The organism is Pimelobacter simplex (assembly GCF_900114845.1).
In the GTDB taxonomy this organism is placed as follows: domain Bacteria; phylum Actinomycetota; class Actinomycetes; order Propionibacteriales; family Nocardioidaceae; genus Nocardioides; species Nocardioides simplex.
This window is the reverse complement of sequence record NZ_FOUK01000005.1, coordinates 288,016-312,138: the sequence shown is the minus strand read 5'-3', so window position 1 is coordinate 312,138 and position 24,123 is coordinate 288,016. Positions and strand designations below refer to the sequence as shown.

Here is a 24,123-nt window from a genome sequence, read left to right as displayed (position 1 = left end):
TCCCGCCCGTGCGGTGGGAGCCGGTGTGGGTACCGGACGTTGTGCTCAGTGCTGTCGTCCCGGGGTTCCGGGACGGGGTCAACGGTACGCCGGGGCCGGGGCACCGGGAAACGGGTGCGACAGGTGGGCTGGATCACACGCGTTCGGCTGCCACTGCGGGGCGCGGTGAGCGCACCCGTAGGGTGCGGCCATGCCTGTCTTCTTCAAGGACGACAAGAAGGTCCTCTTCATCCACGTGCCCAAGGTCGGCGGGACCACGATGGAGCGGATGTTCCGGGCATCGGGATGGCAGATGCGCTTCCATGCGACGAGCACCACCGAGCCGAACGTGCGTCCCCTCCGGCGCTGCACGCCGCAGCACTACCACGGGGCGCTTCTCCGCGAGGTCTTCAACCTCCAGCGGATCGATCTGACCTTCATGCTCGTGCGCGAGCCGCTCGCTCGCTTTCGCTCCGAGTACGTGATGCGCAATGCCGACAACCCGCGCGTGGACGCGGCCTCGGTCGAGGCGTGGGCCGACCGCGTGCTCAAGGTGTACGAGGTCAATCCCTACGTGCGCGACAACCACATCCGACCCCAGCACGAGTTCGCTGTCGAAGGCACCGTCGTCCATCGCCTCGAGGACGGCTTGGACGTCGCCGCGGACGACATCGCGCGGCGGCTGGGCACGCCCCTGCGGCGCGACGTCGAGCGCGGTCAGGTCAGCCACGACAAGGCCGGCGTGCCGAGCAGCGCGGTGGAGATCTCGCCCGCGCTGGAGGAGCGACTCCGCGAGTTCTACGCCGAGGACTTCCGCACGTTCGGCTACTGAGCCGCCCCGTCGAGGCCGGCGAGGACACCCCGCAGGGCAGCTCCCTCACGCTCCTCGTCGTACCACCAGTCGGCGCGGATGCCGCGGCCCTCGTCTGACTGGCACACGATGCTGTCGATCCGGTGCCGGCGAATCGCCGCCATGAGGAATTCGTTGCGGGGGCCGTAGGCCATCGAACCGACTTGGATCACCCGCTTGGGCTCGGCCACGAAGGCGATCTGGAACATACCGCTGCCGGAGAACCCCGCGATCACCTCGGCCGCACGGAACATCTCGACCTGCTCGCCGAGCGAGTAGTCCTCCGGGTAGACGATCTCGAAGTCGTGCTCGGCGAACACGGCCTCGACATCGGCTCCGTTGAGACAGGCACGCTTGACCTCACGCCGGGAGACGAAGATCCGCTCCGGCCAGTCCCGGGGAGCCACCTGCGCAGCGAGCCGGTCTCCGACCTGTTGCCAGATCTCGGCGATCTGCGAGTGCACGTACTGCGGGTTGCTGAACATCGGCGTGCCGGTGATCAACCGGTCGACCAGGACCGGCCCGTCGATGACCACGATGCGCTCCCGCGGGATGCCGCAGGCCTCGTAGAGCGCGAGCTCGTACTCGAGCGGCCTCGGCCGTTTCCTGTTGGCGCCCAGGAGCACTCGGGCATCCGGGTCGAGCGCCAGCACCTCGGGCCAGGCCCACACGCGGGAGAGAGACTCCGTCATCAGGTGGCCGAAGTGACCGCGAGCCTCGTTGTCGAGGTGGAAGTAGGTGCCCTCCAGGCGCGGCGGATCGGGGGGCACCGGACGCACCGGCACGGCGAAGTCGCGGGCGAGGTCGACCGTGAGCTTGTTGCGGAGGACCTCGTTGCGATGGTGTCGGTAGGTGTCGGGCAGGATCAGGTGACCGTCGAGCACGACCTGGTACGGCTCGACGACGACGTCGCGGTAGTCGCGCAGGCTGAGCTCGACAGCATCGATCGGACGGCCCTCGTGGTGAGGGCGCGGCTCAGGCAGCTCGACGAACTCGGGTGGCTCCGGCGCCATACCGGGCCGTACGGAGAGCAGCCGGTGGCGCGTGGACGCCCGCCGGAGGTAGTCGTCGAAGTCGGCCTCACGCATCTTGACGTGGACGTCGGGCAGGTCGTGGCGCACCACCAGGTGACCATCAACGGCCTCGGTCCGCACGTGGGACCGGATCGCTCGCAGTCGCGCTTCGGCGAGAGGGAGGTCGACGACTCGCAGCTCGGCCTCGGGTCGGGCGGCGGCGTCCTGGAGGAGCCTGCCGAGCGGCCCCGGCGTGGCACCGAGCTCCGGTGCGCCCCCCGGGACGACGTACGCACCGCCTGCACGCAGGTGGTAGAAGGTCGCTCCGAAGCGGCGCTTCCGGTTCGGGACCTCGTCCTCGTCGACGATGAAGTCGAAGGGACCCTGGGCCGTCAGGGTGAACCGGCGCTCGGCACGATCGAGCGGCGCCTCGACCAGGTCGAGGCCGGGGATCAGCCGGTGGAGCTCGGAGGCGAGCCCATCGGCCGCTGGCAGCAGCACGGCGCCTCGCACGTTCGCCTTGCCGGTGACCGAGCGGGCCACCACAGTGGCGAGCGCCGTGACCTGACGTCGTCGTCTCGCCCTGATCCACCGCACCGGACGGATGATAGCCGGGCGAGTCCGAACGGCATTCAACGATCGCGCCCGAGGCGACGGCGGAGGCGACCAGCAAGATTCCGCACTCCCGAGCGCTGGCGCGCCGGCTCTGTCGCCGGCACGGACTCCCACTGCTCGACGACGGCGTGGTGGCGCGACCAGAGCGCCTTCTCGATCGGTCCTCCGTCGACGCGCGGCTTCGGACCACCCCGAACTCCGCTCAGCTTGCTGACCACGCCGGCCACCAGTGCCGCGGCGACGGCCGGGTCGATCGTGGTGACGGGAGTGTTGTCGCCCGTCGGCGGCGCGAGCGCCGGATCGGACAGCAGTCCCAGGTCCCCCACGATCGTCGCCCCCGACGCTGCGATCCGGTCGGCCATCGAAGCCCCGATGGCGAGCGCCTGATCGACCGCCCACGCCGGGGTGAGGACGCGCTCCGCGTCCGGTTCCGGCGGGACGGCTTGAAGACCACGTGCCGCTCCGAAGCGAACGAACCGCGTGTGATCGGCCAGGTCGAACTGCGGGCCGGTCGTTCGCCGTACGAGCGCCTGGACGAGCTGCGTCTCGGGGAACGTGAGCGAACGGTTGGAGCGGTCCGCAGGCGTCTGGAGCAGGCCGGCCGGCACACCGATCAGCTGTTCGAAGACTCGCGGCAGCCCGTCGTGGTCCCGGTCGTCGACGACGACGACCGTCACGCGCTCGGGTCCGACAAGGTCGACCCAGCGCTCGACCAGGCGGTCGTGCCGGTGCCGTCGCCAGAAGGTCGGGGTGAGCCGGCCACCCTCCGGATGGTCGAGGATGTCGCGCAGCCACTCGTCGTAGGGCGGGATGCTGATGTTCTGGCTGAACTGCTGCCACTGGGACCCGAGCAGCCGGGCGATCGGCCGGAGCGTGATGAGGACCTGGGTCGCGGGACCGAGTGCGTCCAGCACGGCACGCGCACCCTCGTCGGTCGCCTCGCAGTAGACCTCGCTGCTGACGATGCCGATCCGCGGCCGGACGCTGCGCAGCTCGGCGACGATCGCCTCCCAGACCGCTTGCTGCTCGGCGAAGTCCTGGCCGGGCTCGACCCGACCGACCGCGATCGCCATCGCGGCGCCCATCTCGTGCGCTCGCTCGCCGGGATAGCGCACCCCGTGTCGGGCGAGTGCCTCGCGTGCCTCCCACAGGGCTCCCTGCATGGCCGTCGTGCCGGTCTTGTAGGGACCGATATGGAGCAGCGTCGTGCCGTCGGCAAGCCTCACCGGACCACCTCGGCAGGTCGTTCGCGCTGCCCGATCATGGCCTCGACCGCAGCATCGGCGATGACGTCGATGGGGATCCGTCCCTGCACGGCCGACACCGGCCAGAGCAGGGCGTCGCGTGGGCCGCTGAGGGTCAGCCCGGCATCCTCGAAGGTGGTGAGTGCCGCGCGGCCCGCGGCACGGAGTGCGAGGGCGAGGTCGTCGGAGACGTCAGGATCGGCATCGAGCGATCGGGAGAGGCACGCGGTCGCGTCTGCGGTCGCATCGGCAGCGGTCGCCCAGCCCGAGACGGCCTGCACCTCGACCTGCTCGAGCAGCGCATCGACGAAGGCGCTGACTGCGCGCTGCCCGCCCGGAGTCGGTGGGACCGGCACCGGGTCCGCACGGCGATAGCGGGCGGCGGCACCGGCATCGAACGGCGGCCAGCGGTGTCCACGAGCAAGTGTGACCAGCTCGGCCAACGCGCGGGGCGTGCTCAGCGACAACGCGAGATGGACACTGCCCGGCTGCTGTGCGGCGAGGGCGCGCACCTCGGCCGCCCAGGCCTCGATCGCGGCGACGGTCGGCTCCGCGAGCAGCTCGGTGATCTGGCCCAGCACCAGGAGGGTGCGCTGCCCATCCCAGGGGAGGTCGTCGCGCCGCACCTCGACCACCCCCGGCTCGCGCACGACGCCGGGCTCGTCCGACGCGACGTCGTCCCACCAGGCGTCGGTCGCGAAGACGTTGGCACCCGCACGGGGCGCGGGGATCAGCAGCGTGCTCATCGTCGTCCTCCTCCAGGCAGTCGGCGCCGGAGCCGCGTGCCGAGCTCACGGACGAGGCGCCGGCCGTCGTACGTCGTCAGGTCGGCCGGCCGGGTGGCTGCCGGAACACGCGCAGCCTCGCGGAGCCCGGCGTCGAAGACGAGGTCCATCAGCCGGCCGGCGGACTCGGTGCTGACGCGCTCCGGCGGCGCCACCTCCTCGGCGAAGGCCGCAGGGTCGACGAGAAGCCCTCCCAGGTCACCGACCACGGTCGCAGCGGTCGCGGAGACAGCATCGATCCACCGTGCGGCGTACTCGTTGGCGCGTTCGGCGATCCAACGCGGGGCACGGATCGGATACGGCGTGGTGTGCCGGGCGAGCTGGCGCAGCGGTTCGCGCGCGCCGGTGTTGATCGCGCGCATCCAGGTCGGATGATCGCCGTCACGCTCGGTGTAGGTGCGATTGAAGGCGCGCAGGGTCTCCGCTTCGGGGTAGGGCAGCGACTCGTTGCCCTCCTCGGTCGGGCGCAGCAGGCCGTTCGGGACGCCCATCAGCGCCTCGAACGCGCGCAGGTTGCGCGAGCGGTCGGCAACCGGGGCGAGGAGCACGACCCGGTGCTCGCCGAACACGTCGCCCCACTCACGAACGATTCGCTCGACGTTGAACCGCTGCAGCGGTGCCATCACCCGGCGCGGAGGGCCGGTGAGCTCTCCCGACGCGGACACCTCGGCGAACTGCGCGGCCGCCCACTCCTCCAGCGAACGGATGCCGCGGCGCCGCAGCGCCTGCTGCCACTGCGAGACCAGGAGCGGGGCGAGCGGGCGGAGCGTGACCACCACGTGCGCGTCGCCGCCCAGCTGCTCGGCGAGGTAGGCGATCCGGTCGTCGGGCGCCTGGCAGAGCGACTCGCTCGACCAGAAGGTGCACCGGGCCGCCGACGTCCGGAAATCGGCGGCCAGCTCGGTCCAGCGGCCCTGCCAGTGGTCGCCCCAGAACTCGGCGAGGCTGCCGGCGGCGACCTGGCCGACGCGCATCTCGTGAGCGTCCCGGCTCACGTTGTGGGCACCGAGCCGCTCGAGCTCGGGACGCGCCCGGTCGAGGGCCTGCTGGAGTGCCGTCGTCCCGGTCTTGGGGAGACCGATGTGCAGGAACCGCCCCCCGTCCGGGAGCGGGTCGGGGAGGTCGACGACGCGGGTCACGCAGGTCAGCTCCTTCGCGTCTCGGGGTCGTTCGGATCGTAGTCCGCGCCCGGTCCGAAGAACGCCGCGACCACCCGCTCGGCGGCGTGACCGTCCTGCCAGCGGTTGAACCTCGCGTTGAACGCCTCGATCTCGTCCGCGTGCCGCGCCTGCAGGCCGGGGACGTCGCGGAGCAGGGCGACGACCTCGTCGGCGGTGTCGACGAGGGGGCCGGGTGCCGAGGAGGGGAAGTCGTAGAGGAAGCCCCGCACCCCGCCGACGTACGACGCGAGGTCGGGCACCAGGAAGACCATCGGGCGCCCGGTGAGGGCGAAGTCGAAGCGCATCGACGAGTAGTCGAGGACGGCGACGTCGGAGGCGAGGAGCAGGTCGTTGATCTCCGGGTAGTCGGTGACGTCGAGGACCCGGGCGTCCGCGCCGTCGGCCGAGCGGCCGGCGGCGTGGAAGCGGTGGCCGCGCATGAGGAGGACGTAGTCGGGGCCGAGGGCGCGGGCGGCCGACTCGAGGTCGAGGTGCTGGACGAGCTCGGCGTTGCCCCACGCGCTCGCCATGTCGTCGCGCCACGTCGGGGCGTAGAGGACGGCGGTCTGGCCGGGCCGGATGCCGAGGCGGCGGCGGGTGTCGTCGCGGATCGCGTCAGCACGGTCGGACACGAGGACGTCGTCGCGCGGGTAGCCCTTGCTGTGGATCGGCCCGTCGTAGGCGTACTCCTCGCGGTAGTGCACGTCCATCTCGGGCGAGGGGGTGAGGATCAGGTCCCACTCCCCCGACGTGCGCTCGAGCTCCAGCGCGATCCGGCTCGGCGGCCAGTGCTTGGCGCGCCACATCCGCAGGCCCATCGACTTGGCCGGGTAGCCGTGGAAGGTCTGCAGCAGCCGCTGGCCCGGGCGGCGGTCGTACCAGCGCGGCGGGTCGACGTTCATGCACAGGTCGGCCGCAGCGGCCATCACGCGGTGGTACTCGCGGCTCATCACGACCACGGGGATCGTGCCCTCGGGGGCGGTCGCGGGCGCGCCGAGGACGCCCCAGTAGACGGTCGCGTCGGGGCGGACCCGGCGCAGCTCGTGGTAGATCGCGAGCTGGCTGTCGGTGGCCGACGAGCCGCCGTACACCTGGAAGTAGACCGAGCCGGGCTCCAGGGGGATGTCGCCCTCGCGGGCCCAGGTCTCGAGCTGGGTCTGGACGTACGGCGTCCGGTCGCCGGGCTCGAGCGGACGGGTGAGCTCGATGTCGAAGCCGCGGCCGACGCGGAGCAGCTCGACGGCGTACGACGCACCGGGGCCCGATGTGAACGTGTGCAGCCGCTCGACGGTGCCCTCGGCGAGGAAGGCGCGCTGCTCGGCCGGCCGGCCCGGCGTCCGGACGACGAGGCGGTAGCGGCCGTGCGGGATCGGGGTGGCGCCGAGGCCCCACGGGTCGTGGCGCAGGTCGAAGGCGACGGTGAGCGCGCCGGGGGTGCCGCCGATCTCGCCGGCGAGCGTGACCTTGGGCCCGGCCAGCTCGATGGTCGCGCCGGCCGGGGCGCTCGCGGCGAGCCAGTGCGCGCGGACGGTGAGCGTGAGCGCGTCGAGCTCGACGGCGTCGACGGCGAGGGCGCGCTCGGCCTCCCAGAGCTCGACCCGCCCGGCGGAGCCGCGCGTGACGACCAGCTCGCCCTCGCCGGCAGCGAGCCAGAGCGCGTCGGGTGCCGCGGCGGGCCAGGCGACGGGGCGCTCGCTGCCGTCGGGGCCGAGCGCGTGAAGGACCCAGCGGCGGCGACCGGGGACGGGCGCCGGCAGGGTGAGCGCGAACGAGCCGTCGGGCGCGACGTCGGCGCGGGCCTCGGCCCCGTCGAGGGTCGCCCGGACGGCGGCCGCGCCGGCGACGGTGCCGGTGACCGTCCGGCCGGCGACCGCGAGGTCGCCCAGCCGCGGCTGCTCGTCGACGGCGACGACGACCGTGGCCGGGGTCGCGCGCGGGTCGACCCGGACGGTGGTGCCCGCGGCCACGGCGGGGCGCGGGGCGAACCGGTGGTCGTCATCGCGGTCGGCCGCGATGTGGTCGGCAGCGAGGACGGCGAGCCCGGTGCGGGTCACGCCCGCGACGGTCATCGTGAGCTCGAGGTTCCAGGAGCCGGTCGCCAGGGCCGAGGCGTCGACCGTCGCGAGCACACCGCCCCACGAGTAGTCCTGGTGGCGGCGCCCGGCGAGGTTGCCCCGCCAGTCGCGGACCTGCTCGACGGCGAGGTCGACCCGCGCGCCGTCGGGGCCGACCAGCGCGCACGCCACCTCGGGGAAGCCGTCCAGGTGGACGTTGTCGATCGCGCCGCAGACCAGGAGCGTGAGCGTCTCGGGGCCGGCCCAGCGCACCTCGCGGACGACCGCCCGCAGCAGCGTCTCGTCGGGGGCGAGCGCGAGCAGCTCGGGCGGGAGGTCCAGGTCGCCGAGCAGCGGCAGACGCGCCCAGACCCGGCCGTCGCGGACCTCGGTCGGGTGGTCGCCGTACGCGAAGAGGCGGGCGGTGACGAACCGCTCCAGGACGGCGCGCTCGTCGTTGCGGGTGAGCCAGAGCTTGACCCGGGACTCGACCGACAGCGAGGCGACGACCTCCGGGCCGGCGTCGTCGAGCCAGCGGCGGACGTGGTCGCGCAGCGTCGTCCACTGCCGCTCGTCGGCGCGCTCGGCGCTGGCCAGCAGCGGCTGCACGGCGGCGTCGAGGACACCCCACAGCCACCAGTCCCGGACGGCCGGGAGGCCGAGCGCCTCGACCTCGCGCCAGGTGCCCTCCTGGACCTCGATCCAGCCGTCGAGCCGGCTGAGCACGTCCGGGGTGGCGCCGACGGCGGCGCCGTCGCGGCGCCCGGTCGGGAGATAGGTGACGTGGGTGAGCAGGTCGAAGGCCTCCGCCGAGCGCAGCAGCCCGAGCGCGACGTCGGCGCCGCTGGGGAGCCGGTCGGTGAACCCGGCGCCCGCGGTGCGCCACAGCGCGCGGGTGAAGAGCTTGTTGCCGAGGCCGAGGTCGGTGACCGCGATCGGCGTCGCGCCCAGCGTGGTGCCGCGGACCTCCGCGCGGTGCGCGGCGGCGAACGGCGAGTCCGCGATCCAGCCGATCACGTCGGGCTCGCCCATCAGCCCGACGACGAGCGGCGAGCCGGAGGCCTCGTGCGCCGCGACGAGCCTCTCGACGGCGGGCAGCGGGAGGTCGTCCCCGGCACCCACGACCAGCACCAGCTCGGCGCGCGCGGAGCGGACGCCGTCGTTGCGCGCGGCGGCCAGCCCGGTCGCCGTACGGCGCCGGACCCGGATCCGCCAGTCCGCCGCGGCCTCCTGCCGCACGATCGCGCGCACCCGGTCGCTGCGGCCGTAGGGCAGCACGAGCACGTCGAGGTTGCGGTGGGTCTGGGCCCGCAGCGCCGCGAAGAAGGGGGCGATCCGGGTCGTCTCGTCGTCGCTGACCGGGACGACGACCGTCACCATCGGCCCGGAGTAGTCGCGGCGCAGCCGGCGGGTGAGCCGGCCGACGGGTCCGCGCATCCGCTGGGGGCCGGACTTGGCGATGCGGACCAGCGCCTGCTGGGCCCGGACGCGGGCGTGGGCCACGGATGGTTCCTTCGGTCGGCGGACGGACCTGCCGATCGTATCGGGGCGCTAGGCCTCGTGCGGACGCAGCGCGAGCGCCGCGGGGTCGATGCTCGTCGTGTCGAGCCCCGGGACGTCGAGCCGCCCGTCGGCCCGCGCGATCGGCCGCCCCCCGAGGCTCGCGAGGTGGCTCATCACCAGCGCCGCGTCGGCCCGCCGGTCGTGCGTGACCAGCCACCCGGTGAGCCGGTGCGCGGGACCGAGCCCGCTGCGCACGAGCGCGTCGTCCCCCCACAGGCCCTGGACCATCGCGACGAGCAGTGCCCACCACTCGTCGGTGGCGCCGGGGACGAGGAGGAAATAGCGCCACATGTCGCCAGGCAGCACCTGGGTGCGGAAGACCTCCTGGAGCGCCGGCGAGCCGAGCGCACGGGTGCTGTCGAGCGCCATCTGCTTGGTGCGCCAGCGGTCGCGCAGGTCGGCGACCGTCGCGCGCTGCTCGGTGATCGCGCTGCCGTCGCCGCGGATCCGCCAGTGGTAGACGATGTCGTCGAGGACGGCGACCCGCTCGGCCCGCAGGTACGCCTCCGTCGTGGCCGGCTGGTCCTCGTACCGGATCCGCTCCGGCCAGGTCAGCCGCGCGGCGTCCCAGAACTCCCGGCGGAACAGCTTGTTCCACGCGAAGACATCGCCGAGCAGCTCGGGACGCTCCTCGATCGAGCCGACATAGGGGGCGTGCATGCCGTCCATCCACGGCAGCCGGATCTCCCGCTCGGCGCCGAGGTCGCCCTCGAGCCGCAGGATGTTGCCGACAGCGAAGTCGGCGTCCCCCTTGCGGACGGCGGCGACGAGCCGGGCGTAGGCGTCGGGCGGGATGGTGTCGTCGGAGTCGGCGAAGGTCAGGTAGTCGCCCCGGGCCTCGGCGACACCCACGTTGCGCGCCGCGCCGAGCCCGCCGTTGGCGACGTGCAGGACCCGCACCCGGTCGTCGCGCTCGGCGTACCGGTCGGCGATCGCGCCGGACTCGTCGGTCGAGCCGTCGTCCACGACGACGACGTCGAGCGCGCGGTGGCGCTGGGCGAGGATGCTGTCGAGGCAGGCAGGCAGGTAGGCCGCGACGTCGTACACGGGGACGACGACGCTGACGAGCGGCCGGCGACGCGAGAACATCGCGCCGAACCTACCGGACAGCGCCCGCCGCCGAGGCGGGGTAACACGCTGTCCACCGCACTGGTCGGCGGTTGTCGTCGCAAAACCCCCGCTGCAACGGCGTGGAAGCAATGACAACCGGCGCGAAGCGCGGTGGACAGCGTGTTACAGCGGCGGACGTCGCGGACCCCTGCAGGCGGTCGCACCGGCCCCCGGCCCGGACAAGTAGCCTCCTGCCATGACCGGCGGCGCTTCCACCCTGGCCGCCGCGGTGCGCCGCCGCGCGGCGCGGCTCAAGCAGGCCTCGGGCCTGGCCCGGCCGACGCTGAGCGTGGTCGTGGCCGCCCTCGACTCCGCCGAGCACATCGCCGCCTGCCTCGAGTCGCTGCGCCGCCAGGAGGTGCCCGACACCGAGATCCTCGTCGTCGACCTCGGCAGCAGCGACCGGACGCGCGAGATCGTCGCCGAGCACCGGGCCGAGGACGGCCGGGTCCGGCTGCTCACCACGACCGGTGACCGCGGCCGGGCGCGTGACCACGGGGCGAGCGCGGCGCGCGGGCGCTACCTGGCGTTCGTCGACGCCGACGACGCGGTGACCCGGCACGGGCTGCGGTTCGCGGTCGAGGCGCTGCGGGAGTCGGGGGCGTCGTACGCGGTGGCGGCGGAGCGTCCGCAGCGGCGCGGACGGGTGCTGCCGGTGAGCGACGACATGCGGCGGCTGCACGACGCGCGCCGCCGGCTGTCCGGCGACGCCCGGGTCGAGGCGGCGCTGCACGGCTCGGCGACGCGGTCCGTCTTCGACCGCGAGTGGTACGCCCCCGCCGGGCTCGCGTTCGGTGCCGGGCGCGCCGTCGACGCGGCCCACGCGGCACGCGCGGCGTACGCCGCCGAAGCGGTCGAGTGGCTCCCCCACGTGCTCGCCCTGCGGCGGACCGACGACGACCGGAGCGTGCTCACCCGCGCCTCGGTGACCGAGGTCGCGGCCGACGTCGCGACGGCGGTCACCCTGCTCGGCACCGACGGGCCGCGGCGCGCGGCGGTCGCGCTGGGCCACGACCTGCTCGGGTTCCTGCCGGGGCTGTGGCCCGCCGATCCGGCGGTGTGGACGGCGGTCCGGGCCGCGGTGGCCCCGCTGGTCGCCGAGGCGGGTGCGGCCGCGGAGCCCGAGGTGCCGTCGTGGGCGAAGGTCCTGCACGGGCTGCTCGTCGCCGGCGACGCCGCCGGCGCGAACCGCTTCCTCGAGGGCGTCCGGCGGAGCGCGCGGCAGTACCCGGTCACCGACGGCACGGTCGACTTCGGTGCCGGCGGCGGCGCCGCACCCGTCCGGCTGGGCGCGGTCGAGACGCTCGTGCGCGCCGAGCTGACCTCCGTCCGGAGCACCGACGGGAGCATCGAGCTCACCGGCTGGGCGTTCGTCGACAACACCGACCTCTCCGGCCCGGACGACGCGCCCGGCATCGAGCTCACGCTCGTCGCGCGCGACGGCCGGCAGGTCACCCTCCCCACCCACCGCCGCGACGAGCCCGAGGCGGACGTCGCGAGCGGGCTGCACCACGCCGACGTCACCCCGTCCGGCTTCGCGGCGCGAGCCGAGATCGGCGAGCTGACCGACGGCACCTGGGACCTCTGGGCGAGCGTCACCCACGGCGCGACCGCCCACCGCGGCCGGGTCGTCGTCCGGCCGCGCACGATGGCCGGCGTCGCCGCGGCGGCGGCGGGTCCGCGCCTCCTCGTCCTCGACCACGACGACCTCGAGCGCGCCGAGCTGCGGGTCAGCACCCCGGCGGCCTGGCTCGGTCCGGCCGCGGTCGACGCCAGCGACGACGGACGGCTGCTCCTCGACCTCGACGCGCGGCTGGCCTGGCTGCGCCGGGCCGGGAGCGACGAGCGGGTCCGGCTGAGCCGGGTCGACGGGCGGTTCGCGGTGCCGCTCGACGAGCTCGGCGGTCCCGGCCGGTTCGAGCTGGTCGTCGCGCACGGCACGCAGGTCCGCCACGTCCACCACCACCCGGACGCGCCGGTCACCGCGCACCTGCGGCCCGACCGGCGCGGGCGGGTGTGCGTCGTCCCGCCGGCGCGGGGGGCGCTCGTGACCGCCGTCCGGCTCAGCGACGACGCGGTCGAGGCCGACCTGCTGATCGACGACCGCCCGCCGGACTGGCGGGTCGCGCTCGTCGACGGCGGCCTCGTCGTCCCCGGCACGCTCACCCCCACCGGCCGCGGGACGGCGACCGTCCGGGTCCCGCTGACCGCGTCCGTCTGGGGCCAGCCGGCGACCTGCCTGCGCGCGGGCCACTACACGCTCTCGCTGGCCAACGCCCGGCATCCCGACTGGTTCGGCGCCGCGCCCTCCCCGGCGACGACCGCCGCGCTCCCCCTGGCCGAGCTGCGCGCGGACTACCGGGTCCGCATCGACGTCGCCCACCCCGACGGCCCCGTCGTCGGCGTCGTCGTCGAGCCGCCCCTGGCCGACGACGAGCGCGGCGAGCGCCGGCAGCGGCTGCTGCGCGAGGCGTGCCGGGTCGAGCGCGCCGAGCAGGACAGCGTGTTCCTGCGCGCGATGTTCGGCGAGCACGCCCACGGCAACGGGCTGGGGCTGCACGACGAGCTGGTCCGCCGCGGCTCGGACCTCACCGTCTACTGGTCGATCGCCGACCGCTCCGTGGTCGTGCCCGAGGGCGGGATCGGCGTCGTCGAGCGCACGAGGGCGTGGCACGAGGCGATCGCGACCTCGCGCTTCCACATGGTCGACGTCCACCAGGTGCGCTGGTTCGAGCGGCCCGCCGGCCAGACGCTGATCCAGACCTTCCACGGCTACCCGTACAAGCTGATGGGCCACGACTGGTGGGAGAAGATGGGCAACGACCCGGCCGAGGTGGGCAGCCTCGACCGTCGTACCCGCGACTGGAGCGTGCTCGTCTCGCCCGCCCGGTATGCCTCACCGCTGCTGAAGAAGGCGTTCCTCGACCCGGCCGGCGCGGACGACGTACCGGTCGACGAGATCGGCTACCCCCGCAACGACGTCCTGCTGCGGCCCGAGGGCGCCGACCTGCGGGCCCGGACCCGCGCGCTGCTCGGCCTCGACGACGACACGGTCGCGGTGCTCTACGCGCCGACCTTCCGCGACTACCTGTCCGCCGACGACCTGACCGCGCGGCGGGTGACCTTCTTCGACCCCGACGAGGCGCTGGCGGCGCTGCCCGACAACCACGTGATCCTGATGCGCGGGCACGCGTTCAACGCGCGGGTGCGCGACGACCGGGTGGCGACCAGTGGGCGGGTGATCGACGTGACCGACCACCCCGACGTCAACCACCTGATCCTGGCCTCGGACGCGGGCGTGCTCGACTACTCGTCGCTGCGCTTCGACTACGCGCTCACCGACAAGCCGATGGTCTTCCTGGTCCCGGACCTCGCGACCTACGACCGCTTCCGCGGCGGGGTCATCCCCTACGCGCCCACCGCGCCCGGCCCGCACGTCGACACGACCGCCGAGGTGGTCGCGTGGCTGCGCGACCTGCCCCGGCTCTCGGCCGAGTTCGCGGAGGCGCGGGCGAGCTTCCGGCGCGACTACGCCGAGCTGGACGACGGGTACGCCGCGGCGCGCCTCGTCGACCGGTGGCTCACTCCCCCGAGCTGAACGGGTCGTCGCGGCGTACGTCGTAGACGTGGCCGGACTGCTCGGAGAGCAGCACGTCGACCGACGTGTGCGCGACCGTGAGCGAGTCGAGCAGGGTGCCCGGGGGCTCGTCGCCGAACGCCTTGGTGCGCATCGGCGTCGCCGTCCGCTCGGGGTTGATGCAGTTGACCCGGACGCCGGCCTCGGCCCACTCGTCGGCCAGCGCCTGGGTGAGGTTGACCGTCGCCGCCTTCGCGGACGAGTAGAGGCTGTAGCCGCCGCGACCGCGGGTGTAGGAGCTCGACGTGAAGAGCAGCAGCGAGCCCTGGGTGGCCGCGAGGTGCGGGTAGAACTCCTGGGCGATGAAGATCGGGCCCAGGTAGTTGATCTCGGTGGCGGCGTAGACCGTCTCCTCGGACGTGGTCAGCAGCTCGCCGCGCGGCAGCACCCCGGCCGTGTTGACGACGAAGTCGATCGTGCCGGCCTCGGCGACCGCCGCCTTCGCGGCAGCGGCGACGTCGGCGCGCTTGCCGACGTCGGTGCCGGTGGTGGAGCGGCTGAACGTGAGCACCGTGGCGCCGTACGAGCGGGCGAGCTCGGCGATGTCGGCGCCGATGCCGTAGCTGCCGCCGAAGACCACCATCGTCTTGCCGGCCAGCGCGGCGCGGTAGCCGGCGTCGTCCTTGGCCCGGGGCAGGTCGATGCCGGTGAGCTGGAAGAGCTTGTCGGCGATGAAGACGTCGATCGGCTCGGTGACCTTCATGTTCCGGTCGTCGCCGTGCACCACGATGATCGGCTCACCGGGCAGGTAGCGCAGGACCACGGAGCAGTCGTCGGTCGCCGTGAAGTCCGGGTCGGCCGCGGCCTTCTCGTAGGCCCGGGCCAGGACGTCGAGCCGGAACGCCTGCGGCGTCTGGCCGCGGCGCAGCGAGGCGCGCGGCGGGATGCTGGAGATGGTGTCGTCGGCGGCGACCTCGATGATCGTGTCGGCCGACGGGATGGCGACGTCGACGGCCGGGTGCGTGTCGAGCGCGGTGAAGCACTCGCCGATGATCCGCGGCGTCACGAGCGGGCGGACGGCGTCGTGGAGCAGGATCCGGACCTCGGCGGCGTCGTCGCTGCCGGCGAGGAGGTGGTCGATCGCGCGCTGCGTCGTCGCGTTGCGGGTGTCGCCGCCCTCGAGGATCGCGGTCACCTTCGGGTAGGCGTCACCACGGGTGATGTCGCGGACCGCGTCGGTGTGCCCCGGCGTCATCATGACGAGCACCTCGTCGACGTCCGGGTGGTCGTGCAGCGCGACGAGGGTGTGCTCGAGCAGGGTCTTGCCGGCGACCTTGATGAGCTGCTTGGGGATGTCGAGCCCGACCCGGCTCCCGACACCGCCGGCGAGAAGGACCGCGACGTTCCTGGTCATGGGGCGCAGTCTCCCACGGGGGTACGTCGTGGGCGGAACCGGCGGGCTCCGGGACTCAGCGGCGCGTCACCCGGCGACGGACCCGGCGGGCCACCTCACGGGCGAGGTCACGGCTGCCGTGGGCGGAGAGGTCATCACTCGGCGCGGCGTCGCGCTGTCGGCGTCCCTGGTCGAGCGCGGCTGCGAAGGCGATGTCGATCAGCTGACCTGCGGTCTCGACGCTCACGTTGCCCGGCACCTCGACGCGCTCGGGGAACGCGTCGGGGTCGACGAGCAGGTGGTCGAGGTCGCCGACCACGGTGGCATCCGACTCCCGGACTGCGGTGATCCAGTCGGCCGTGTAGTCGTTGCCGCGCTCAGCCGCCCAGCGTGGCGCGGTGATGCCGTACGGCGTCGCGCGTCCGGCGAGCTCACGCAGCCGGGGGCGGGCGATCGTGCCCATGGCGAACATCCAGGTCGGGTGGTCGCCGCCGCGCGCGGTGTAGGCGTTGTTGAAGGCACGCAGCATCTCCGCCTCCGGGAAGGGCAGCGATGCGTTGTCCATCGCCGGCGGTGCGAGGACCTCCGGAACCCCCATCAACGCCTCGAAGACCCGGAAGTTCCCCCGTCGATCTCCGGGTGCGGGGACGACGAGCACGAGGTTCTCCTCACCGAACGCCGCGCCCCACTCGGCGATGACGCGGCGCAGGCTGAATCGGTGGATCTGCGGCATCGGAAGCGGTGGATCGACGACCACGGTGCCGTCGGGACGGACGGCGTCGAAGTGGCCGGCGAGCCACTCTTCGAGCGGCACCGTGCCTCGGCGGCGCAACACCTCCTGCCACTGCGAGACGAGCAGCGGTGCGAGAGGCCGAAGGGTGAGGACGATTCGGGTGTCGGCACCCAGTCGGTCGGCGAGGTACTGGATCCGCGCGGGACCGGCCTGACTCAGCGACTCGCTCGACCAGAAGGTGCAGCGGGCCTCGGACCCGGCGAAGTCGGCGGCCAGCTCGTCCCACCGGGCAGCATGACGATCGCGGTCCGGCCAGAAGGCCGGCAGCGTACCGGCCGCCGTGAGTGCGGTCTTCATCTCATGCCGACCACGGCCGGCGTTGTGGACACCGAGCTCTTGGAGCCTCCCGCGCGCCTCGTCGAGCGCGGCCTGGAGCGCAGTCGTTCCGGTTTTCGGCATGCCGATGTGGAGGAAGCGCGAACCGTCGGGCAACGCAGTGGGCAGGTCCACCTGGCGCATGCGGGGCTACTCCTTGGCTCGCCGGTCCGGCGAGCCGATGCTACCTGTCGTGCTCAGGCGGGACGACGCGCCTGGGTGCGCGCCTGCGCCTCCAGGGCGTGGATCTGCGAGGTGAGGACGTCGACCTCGGCCTCGAGCTCGGCGACCCGGACGACGGCCTGCCCGGCGCGCTCGTCGGCGTCGGCGAGCCGCTGGGTGAGCCGGTCGGCGGCCCGCTGGGCCTCGTCGGTCAGGTCGCGCTGGTCGGCCAGCTCGCGACGGGCCTCGGCGAGCTCGGAGGCGGCGTCGCCGAGGCGCTTCTCGAGGCGGGCGATGGTGGCGTCGCGCTTGGCGACCTTGCCGGTCATGTCGGCCGCGAACTCGACGTTCTCGGCGGTGCGGGCCTCGGTCAGCTCGGCGTACGCCTGGGCCTGGGCGGCCCGGTCGCGCGCCGCCTCCTGGCGCGAGTCGAGGAGCTCGGAGTGGGAGATCTTGAGGGCGGCCGCGCCGAGCACGACGGCTCCGGCGCCGGCGATCGTGACGAGCACCCAGGAGCCGGTCACGGCAGTGCCCGCGACGGCGAGGGCCGCGAGCGCGATCAGGAGCGCGGCGACCACGATCCGGGTCGACCGCTGACGGCGGCGGTTTCCGGCGGCGCTGGACCTGACAGGGGAAGTCATGACAGCACGCTATGCCGCCGACCGCCCCAGACGTGGTAGACACGCACGTCACATCCGCCCCAACTGCCCCAGCGCCCGCTCGTTCCCGGCGAAGTGGGGAGGTTGCGGGGTCGAGGTGTGCCCAACCGACGCACCTCGTGCCCGCAACCGGCGCACTTCGTCCCCGCAACCCGCGCACCTCGTGCCCGCAACCGGCGCACTTCGGGGAGGGGTCAGGCGGGGGTGGCGTCGTCGTCGTCGCGGACCCGGCAGGCGCGCTCGAGCAGGATGCCGGCGACCATGGCGAGCACGGCGCAGGCGGCGGCGACGAGGGAGCGGACGAGGCGCTCGTCGGCGAGCTCGGCGGGGTCGCCGATCCAGGTGAGGGCGTAGCCGATGTAGCCGCCGCCGACGAGGGCGCCGACGAGGGCGCTGGCCCGGCCGAGCACGAAGCGGTTGACGGCCTGGTGGGCGTCGAGCCGCTCGCGGCGGACGTGGACGGCGCGGTGGGTCACCCACGCGACGTACCCGAGGATGCCGGCCAGGAGGAGCAGCGCGAGGGGCTGCGGCAACGACACCAGCGGCGGTACGACGCCGAGCCGGTCGCAGAGCGGATGGATCGCCGAGCCGAGGGCGAGCCCGATCGCGCCCCACACCACGAGGGTGCGGACGGCGGTGGGCCGCATCTCGCCCGAGGGCTCCGGAGGGCGGTCGTCCTCCTGGTCCCCGCTCACGCGGAACCGGAACCGGAACCGATGCCGCTACCGGTCACTCGAACTCGAGCACCAGGTCGTCGCGCAGCTTGAGGCCGCTGGTGCCGACGGCGTCGACGAGCGCGGCGACGGGACCGCGGTCGAGCAGCTCGGCGTCCGGCTCGAGGTCGAGCCAGGGCTGGAGCACGAAGGCGCGCTGGTGGGCGCGCGGGTGCGGCAGCTGGAGCTCGTCGGTGTCGCTGCGCCGGTCGCCGACGACGACCAGGTCGACGTCGAGCGTGCGCGGCGCGTTCTTGACGGCGCCCCGGGTGCGGTCGAAGGCGTCCTCGATGGCGAGCGCGCGGTCGATCAGCCGGTGCACCGACAGCGTGGTGTCGGCGAGCACGACGGCGTTGAGGAAGCTCTTGGCGTCGGGCGGGCAGTCGACCGGGTCGCTCTCGTAGACCGGGGAGACGCCGGTGACCCACACGTCGGGGGTGTCGGCGAGGGCGTCGACGGCACCCTGAAGGTTCGCGAACCGTTCACCCAGGTTGGAGCCGAGTGCCACCACCATGCGCCGGATCGGTCGCATCTCGCCGGTCAGGGTGTCCGCGTCGATGATGTTCGGATTGGGGGTCTCGGTCATGCTGGGCCCTCTGCCTTCCCGGTTCTGTCTCCCTCGCCCGCTGCCTCGCGACGGCGGGTGATGGTGAGCTGTACGTCGGCGAACGTCGCCTGGATCGGCGCATCCGGCTTGTGGACGGTCACACGCACCCATTCAACACGACTGTCCAACAGGCAGGTGTCCGCGATGCGCTGGGCGAGGGTCTCGATCAGGTCGACCGGGTCCCTCGTCACTGCTGCCGCGACCTGGTCCACGAGGCTTCCGTAGTCGACGGTGTCTTGCAAGTCGTCCGAGGCCGCCGCGGGGGCGGTGTCGACGCCCAGCGTGAGGTCGATCTTGAAGATCTGCCCGTCGCGGCGCTCGTGGTCGAAGACGCCGTGGTGGGCGTAGCACTCGATGCCGAGGATGCTCAGCTCGTCGGTCATTTCCCTCTGCTCTCGTCCGCGGCCCGATCCGCGTCGGGCCCCCACTCTGCCGCAACCGCGAGGGCGTCGCGATGGGCACGCACATCGTGGACGCGCAGGCACCACACCGGGGTTCCCCCCAGGCCGGCCGCCAGCAGCGTCGTCACGGCGATCCCGGCGGCCTCGCGCTCCGCCACGGGACGCGGCCGCCCGCCGGCGTCGGCGAGGAGCCGCCCGAGGAAGGTCTTGCGGCTCGCGCCCACCAGCAGCGGGAAGCCGAGCCCCGCCAGGACGTCGAGCCGGCGCACCAGCTCCCAGTTGTGGTGCGGCTGCTTGGCGAAGCCCAGGCCGGGGTCGAGCACGATCTGCTCGTCGCGCACGCCCGCGGCGCGGATCGCGGCGACCCGCTCGGCCAGCTCGGCGCGCACGCCCGGCACCACGCCGCCGTGCTCGTCGTAGCCGGTGAACTGCTGCATCCGGTCGCTGTGGGCCCGCCAGTGCATCGCGACGTACGTCGCCCCGGTGCTCGCGACCACGTCGAGGATCGCCGGGTCGGCGAGGCCACCGGACACGTCGTTGACGATCCGGGCGCCCGCGGCGACCGCCCGGGCGGCGACCTCGGCGCGCATGGTGTCGACCGAGACCGTCGCGCCGTCGGCGGCGAGCGCCTCGATCACCGGGACGACGCGGTCGAGCTCCTCGGCCAGCAGCGGCCGGGTCGCGCCGGGCCGGGTCGACTCGCCGCCCACGTCGAGGACGTCGGCGCCCTGGGCGAGCAGGTCGCGTCCGTGGGCGATCGCGCGCTCGGGGTCATCGTACCGTCCGCCGTCGGAGAACGAGTCGGGCGTGACGTTGACGATCCCCATGAGGAGCGGGATCGGCGGAGCGGTCATGCGCCGAACGCTATCGGCCGCACGTAGTGTCGTCGTAGCCCAACCCCAGGAGGAGCCATGTCCGTGCTGAAGTCAGCCGCGACGCGTGCGGTCAAGCCGCTGGTGAGCGACCAGGTGTGGCAGCGCCTGCGCCGGATCGGCGGCGGCACCACGGAGGCGCCGGGCACCGCGGGGCAGGGTCCCCGGTTCGCCGAGATGGACCTGACCGCCATCGCCCGGCACTTCAAGACCGACAAGGCCGGCACCCACCACTACACGCAGCACTACGAGCGGCACCTGAAGCACCTGCGCGGCGAGGCGTTCACGCTGCTCGAGATCGGCATCGGCGGCTACGCCCGCGAGCGCCAGGGCGGCCGCTCGCTGCGGATGTGGAAGCACTTCTTCCCGAAGGCGCAGGTCGTGGGCCTCGACATCGAGGACAAGTCGTTCGTCGACCGGCCCCGGATCGTCACCTACCAGGGCTCGCAGGTCGACGAGGCGGTGCTCCGCCGGATCGTCGCCGAGCAGGGCACCCCGCGGGTGATCATCGACGACGGCAGCCACCGGCCCGAGCACATCCGCGAGACCTTCCGGATCCTCTTCCCGCTGCTGGCCGACGACGGGATCTACGCGATCGAGGACACCCAGACGTCGTACTGGACGCGGTTCGGGGGCAACCCCGACCGGCACGCCACCGACACCACGATGGCACTGGTCAAGGACCTGCTCGACGGGCTCAACCACGCCGAGTACCCCGATGCCGACTACGAGCCGACCTACAACGACCGGCACGTGATCGCGGTGCACGCGTACCACAACCTCGTGATCATCGAGAAGGGCCGCAACGACGAGCCCAGCAACGTCATCCCCGCCAAGCGCTTCTGAGCCGGGGGCCGGCGCCCGCTACGGTGACCGGGTGAGTGCAACGGTCAAGGACACTGCCCAGGTCGCCGACTCGGCCCAGCTCGGCGACGGAACCACCGTCTGGGAGCTCGCCCAGGTCCGCGAGGACGCCGTCCTCGGCGCGAGCTGCGTGATCGGCCGCGGCGCGTACGTCGGCACCGGCGTGCGGATCGGCGACCGCTGCAAGCTGCAGAACTACGCGCTGGTCTACGAGCCGGCCACCCTCGGCGACGGCGTCTTCATCGGGCCGGCCGCGGTGCTCACCAACGACCAGTACCCGCGCTCGGTCTCCCCTGACGGCGACCTCAAGCGCGCCTCCGACTGGCAGGCCGTCGGCGTCGAGATCGGCGACGGCGCCTCCATCGGCGCGCGCGCCGTCTGCGTGGCGCCGCTCAAGGTCGGCGCCTGGTCGCTGGTCGCCGCAGGTGCGGTCGTGACCCGCGACGTGCCGTCGTACGCGCTGGTGGCGGGCGTGCCCGCCAAGCGGATCGGCTGGGTCGGCCGGGCCGGCGTCCGGCTGGCCGAGACCGAGCCGGGCGTGTGGACGTGCCCCGAGACCGGCGACGTCTACGACGCCGCGGCCGACGGGGAGTCGCTCAGCCGCCGATGACGATGCGGCGGACGCCCTCGCGGTCCCACGCGGCGGCGTCCGTCACCCGGCGGCCGTCGACGAGCAGGCGCACGCCGGGCAGGTCGTCGGGCGTGAGCGTGCGGTACTCGGGGTGGTCGGCCTGGATCACGGCCGCGGCGACGTCCTCGCCCCGGTGGGCCGGGAGGCCGAGCTTCTCGAGCTCGTCGTCGGTGTACATCGGGTCGGCGACGTAGGGCACCGCCCCGCGCGCCCGGAGGTCGTCGACCAGCGGGAAGACGCCGGAGAAGGCGGTCTCCTTGACCGCGCCGCGGTAGGCGGCGCCGAGGACGAGGACCGTCAGCCCGGCGAGGTCGCCGTGGGCGGCGGCGAGCAGGTCGACGGCGTACTGCGGCATGCCGGCGTTGGCCTCGCGCGCCGCGCTGACCACGGTCGCGGCCGGGTCGTTCCAGAGGTAGAGCCGCGGGTAGATCGGGATGCAGTGCCCGCCGACGGCGATGCCGGGCAGGTGGATGTGGCTGTAGGGCTGCGAGTTCGACGCCTCGATGACCTTGAGGACGTCGACGCCGATCTGGTCGGCGTAGCGCGCGAACTGGTTGGCCAGGCCGATGTTGACGTCGCGGTAGGTGGTCTCGGCGAGCTTGGCGAACTCGGAGGCCTCGGACGGGCCGAGGTCCCACACGCCGTTGGGGCGCGGCAGATCGGGGCGCTCGTCGAACTGGAGGACGGCCTCGTAGAAGGCGATCGCCGCGTCGGTCGAGGCCTGGTTGATGCCGCCGACGAGCTTGGGGTACTTGCGCAGGTCGGCGAAGACCCGGCCGGTGAGCACCCGCTCGGGGCTGAAGACGAGGTGGAAGTCCTCACCGGCGCGCAGGCCGGAGAGCTCCTCGAGGCGGGGCCCGAAGCGGTCGCGGGTGGTGCCGACCGGGAGGGTCGTCTCGTAGCTGACGAGCGTGCCCGGCTTGAGGCCGCGGGCGACGGCCTCGGTGGCGGCGTCCATCCACTGCCAGCTGGGCGTTCCGTCGGCGGCCACGAAGAGCGGGACGACGATGACGACAGCGTCGGCCTCGGCGACCGCGGCGGTGGTGTCGGTGGTGGCGCTGAGCAGGCCGGCGTCGACCGCGGCGCGCATCTTGTCCTGGAGGTCGGCCTCACCGGGGAACGGCTCGACACCGCGGTTGACGAGGTCGACGACGGTGGCGTCGACGTCGGCGCCGACCACCTTGTGCCCCGAGCTCGCGAACTGGACGGCCAGCGGCAGCCCGATCTTGCCCAGCGCGACGACGCAGATGTTCACCCTCAGCTCCTGACTTCGACGACGACCCGGTCCTGGAGCCCGGGCCTCACCTCGACCGTGGTCGTCCGCAGCCGGCGACGCACCGGTGCGGACGACGTGAGCGCCGACCGCACCGGGACATCGTAGACGTCACCGCCCACCCGCAGCTGCCAGCGGGCCGCCCAGCGCCCGCGGTGCGCGGCGATCTCGCTCACGTCGGCCTCGGCGTGCAGCCGGCCGTCGGCGCCCACCTCGACCGGCACCCGGACGACGGCCGCGGGCTCGCCCGTGACCAGCCGGGCCGGCGCGGGCGGGCCCTCGGCCGCGACGAGCGCCACGGACAGCGCGCCGACGGTGCCGGCGGCGATGCCCTCGCTGCTCGCGGTGACCTGCAGCGCACCGTCGCGGAGCTCGGCGGTCTGCTCACCGAGACCGCGCTGCAGCACGTTGGGCACGTTGTCGCCGGTGGGCCGGAAGATGTCGTCGGGCACGCCGTCGCGGAAGCCGGGCAGCACGAGGAAGAGCTCGCCGTCCTCGACGTGGGCGCGGACCTTGGGGGCGCTGTCGCCCAGGGCGAGCACGGCGGGGATGTCACCGCGCCGCACGTGCCACCAGCGCAGCCGGGTGCCGACCTTGAGCAGCCGCTCGACGCCGGGGGTGAGGTAGTCGTCGGCCACCGCGGCGACGGCCGCGAGCAGCTCGGGCCGCTCGTCGGGCGCCACGTCGGCGATATTGCGCATGACGATCTTGTTGAGCTCCCAGCCGAAGTGGCGGCGGATGATCGCGTCGCGGTCGTCGCCGGGGGGCACGATCGCGCAGATGTGCTCGATCACCGACACGATCGCGGCGAGCCGGTCGCGCCAGGTCGTGGTGTAGGAGATGTTGTCGGCGTCGTCGCGGCGCACCGCGAAGTAGATGTGCGGCCGGCCCAGCACGGAGATCCGGCGGGCCGCGAGCATCGCCGAGATCGCGAACGGCTGGTCGCTGCCGACCCTCATGTCGAGCGCGTAGCGGATGCCGTGCTCGTCGAGCAGCGCGCGCCGGAACAGCTTGGTGTTGGACAGCGAGAACGGCAGGTTCGACCGCGGGAACGGCATGTCGGGCTCGTCGCGGTGGAAGAGCCGCTGGTCGACGACGCGGCCGTTGACACCCACCATCGCGGGCACGACCACGTCGGCGTCCCACTCGTCGGCGGCGGCGACCATCCGGGCCAGGCCGTCGCCGGCGAGGTAGTCGTCGGAGCCGAGGAAGAAGACGAACCGGCCGCGGGCGTGGTCGAGCCCCACGTTGCAGGGCCGGGCCGGGCCGCCCGAGTTGGCCTGGTGCACCACGCGGACGACACCGGGGTGCGCGGCGGCGTAGTCGTCGAGGAGCGCGCCGCTGCCGTCGGTCGAGCCGTCGTCGACCGCGACCACCTCGAGCCGGTCGGTCCCGATCGTCTGGCCCAGCAGCGAGTCGAGGCAGGCCGGCAGGTAGGCGGCCGTGTTGTAGACGGGGATGACGACCGAGACGTCGGGGACGGCGGCCAT

At 73.6% G+C, this 24,123-nt stretch carries 19 protein-coding genes; 4 read left to right on the top strand and 15 right to left on the bottom strand.

Annotated elements, in window-relative coordinates; all coding sequences use genetic code 11:
• The first annotated feature begins 190 nt into the window (after positions 1-190).
• Positions 191-811 carry a sulfotransferase family 2 domain-containing protein gene (locus tag BM223_RS21585; protein WP_038676647.1) on the top strand — a complete coding sequence of 207 codons (621 nt, stop codon included), beginning with the start codon at positions 191-193 and terminating at the stop codon, positions 809-811.
• On the opposite strand, the gene BM223_RS28095 is transcribed toward BM223_RS21585, so the two are convergent.
• Genes BM223_RS28095 through BM223_RS21555 form a run of 6 tightly spaced genes read right to left on the bottom strand, consistent with a single transcriptional unit; the run spans position 805 to position 10,352 of the window.
• On the bottom strand, positions 805-2,439 hold the full coding sequence (locus BM223_RS28095; protein ID WP_141267155.1) for a glycosyltransferase family 61 protein: 1,635 nt from the start codon (positions 2,437-2,439) through the stop codon (positions 805-807). The two genes, BM223_RS21585 and BM223_RS28095, sit on opposite strands and share 7 nt — an antisense overlap.
• A gap of 35 nt (positions 2,440-2,474) precedes the next feature.
• Complete coding sequence (locus BM223_RS28640; RefSeq protein ID WP_141267156.1) at positions 2,475-3,683, bottom strand: hypothetical protein; 1,209 nt, start codon at positions 3,681-3,683, stop codon at positions 2,475-2,477.
• Positions 3,680-4,447, bottom strand: coding sequence for a hypothetical protein (locus BM223_RS21570; RefSeq protein ID WP_038676643.1), 768 nt, complete (start codon positions 4,445-4,447; stop codon positions 3,680-3,682). The genes BM223_RS28640 and BM223_RS21570 overlap by 4 nt, the downstream gene beginning before the upstream one ends.
• Entirely contained in the window at positions 4,444-5,625 is a 1,182-nt protein-coding gene (locus BM223_RS21565; RefSeq protein ID WP_038676641.1) for a hypothetical protein, read from the bottom strand. The genes BM223_RS21570 and BM223_RS21565 overlap by 4 nt, the downstream gene beginning before the upstream one ends.
• Before the next feature lie 5 nt (positions 5,626-5,630).
• Entirely contained in the window at positions 5,631-9,203 is a 3,573-nt protein-coding gene (locus tag BM223_RS21560; protein ID WP_038676640.1) for a bifunctional glycosyltransferase/CDP-glycerol:glycerophosphate glycerophosphotransferase, read from the bottom strand.
• A gap of 48 nt (positions 9,204-9,251) precedes the next feature.
• Positions 9,252-10,352 (bottom strand): glycosyltransferase family 2 protein, encoded by a 1,101-nt coding sequence (locus BM223_RS21555; protein WP_038676638.1) that lies wholly within the window; start codon positions 10,350-10,352, stop codon positions 9,252-9,254.
• A gap of 217 nt (positions 10,353-10,569) precedes the next feature.
• On the opposite strand from BM223_RS21555, the gene BM223_RS21550 reads away from it, so the two are divergent.
• The gene (locus tag BM223_RS21550) at positions 10,570-13,971 is read left to right on the top strand and encodes a CDP-glycerol glycerophosphotransferase family protein (RefSeq protein WP_038676636.1); all 3,402 of its coding nucleotides are present in this window, start codon (positions 10,570-10,572) and stop codon (positions 13,969-13,971) included.
• On the opposite strand, the gene BM223_RS21545 is transcribed toward BM223_RS21550, so the two are convergent.
• The 7 genes from BM223_RS21545 to folP form a co-directional block, all read right to left on the bottom strand.
• Positions 13,955-15,364: a bifunctional cytidylyltransferase/SDR family oxidoreductase gene (locus tag BM223_RS21545; protein WP_038676635.1), complete on the bottom strand. Its 1,410-nt coding sequence runs from the start codon at positions 15,362-15,364 to the stop codon at positions 13,955-13,957. The genes BM223_RS21550 and BM223_RS21545 overlap by 17 nt on opposite strands.
• 55 nt (positions 15,365-15,419) lie before the next feature.
• Entirely contained in the window at positions 15,420-16,595 is a 1,176-nt protein-coding gene (locus BM223_RS21540; protein ID WP_141267157.1) for a hypothetical protein, read from the bottom strand.
• A 53-nt stretch (positions 16,596-16,648) separates the two neighbouring features.
• Positions 16,649-17,254, bottom strand: coding sequence for a hypothetical protein (locus BM223_RS21535; protein ID WP_038676631.1), 606 nt, complete (start codon positions 17,252-17,254; stop codon positions 16,649-16,651).
• A gap of 212 nt (positions 17,255-17,466) precedes the next feature.
• On the bottom strand, positions 17,467-17,967 hold the full coding sequence (locus tag BM223_RS21530; RefSeq protein WP_038676629.1) for a DUF3180 domain-containing protein: 501 nt from the start codon (positions 17,965-17,967) through the stop codon (positions 17,467-17,469).
• Positions 17,968-18,001: 34 nt separating this feature from the next.
• The gene (gene folK, locus BM223_RS21525) at positions 18,002-18,571 is read right to left on the bottom strand and encodes a 2-amino-4-hydroxy-6-hydroxymethyldihydropteridine diphosphokinase (RefSeq protein WP_038676627.1); all 570 of its coding nucleotides are present in this window, start codon (positions 18,569-18,571) and stop codon (positions 18,002-18,004) included.
• The gene (gene folB / locus BM223_RS21520; protein WP_052138195.1) at positions 18,568-18,975 is read right to left on the bottom strand and encodes a dihydroneopterin aldolase; all 408 of its coding nucleotides are present in this window, start codon (positions 18,973-18,975) and stop codon (positions 18,568-18,570) included. Before folB ends, folK begins: the two co-directional genes overlap by 4 nt.
• Positions 18,972-19,847, bottom strand: coding sequence for a dihydropteroate synthase (gene folP / locus BM223_RS21515; protein ID WP_038676625.1), 876 nt, complete (start codon positions 19,845-19,847; stop codon positions 18,972-18,974). Before folP ends, folB begins: the two co-directional genes overlap by 4 nt.
• Before the next feature lie 63 nt (positions 19,848-19,910).
• Here folP and BM223_RS21510 point away from each other — a divergent pair, with 63 nt between their 5' ends.
• Positions 19,911-20,711 carry a hypothetical protein gene (locus tag BM223_RS21510; protein ID WP_038683371.1) on the top strand — a complete coding sequence of 267 codons (801 nt, stop codon included), beginning with the start codon at positions 19,911-19,913 and terminating at the stop codon, positions 20,709-20,711.
• 31 nt (positions 20,712-20,742) lie between these two features.
• Positions 20,743-21,339 carry an acyltransferase gene (locus BM223_RS21505; RefSeq protein ID WP_038676623.1) on the top strand — a complete coding sequence of 199 codons (597 nt, stop codon included), beginning with the start codon at positions 20,743-20,745 and terminating at the stop codon, positions 21,337-21,339.
• On the opposite strand, the gene BM223_RS21500 is transcribed toward BM223_RS21505, so the two are convergent.
• A complete protein-coding gene (locus tag BM223_RS21500) occupies positions 21,326-22,615 on the bottom strand; it encodes a nucleotide sugar dehydrogenase (protein WP_038676621.1) in 1,290 nt (429 codons plus the stop codon). The genes BM223_RS21505 and BM223_RS21500 overlap by 14 nt on opposite strands.
• Positions 22,616-22,617: 2 nt before the next feature.
• Positions 22,618-24,123: a glycosyltransferase family 2 protein gene (locus BM223_RS21495; protein ID WP_052138194.1), complete on the bottom strand. Its 1,506-nt coding sequence runs from the start codon at positions 24,121-24,123 to the stop codon at positions 22,618-22,620.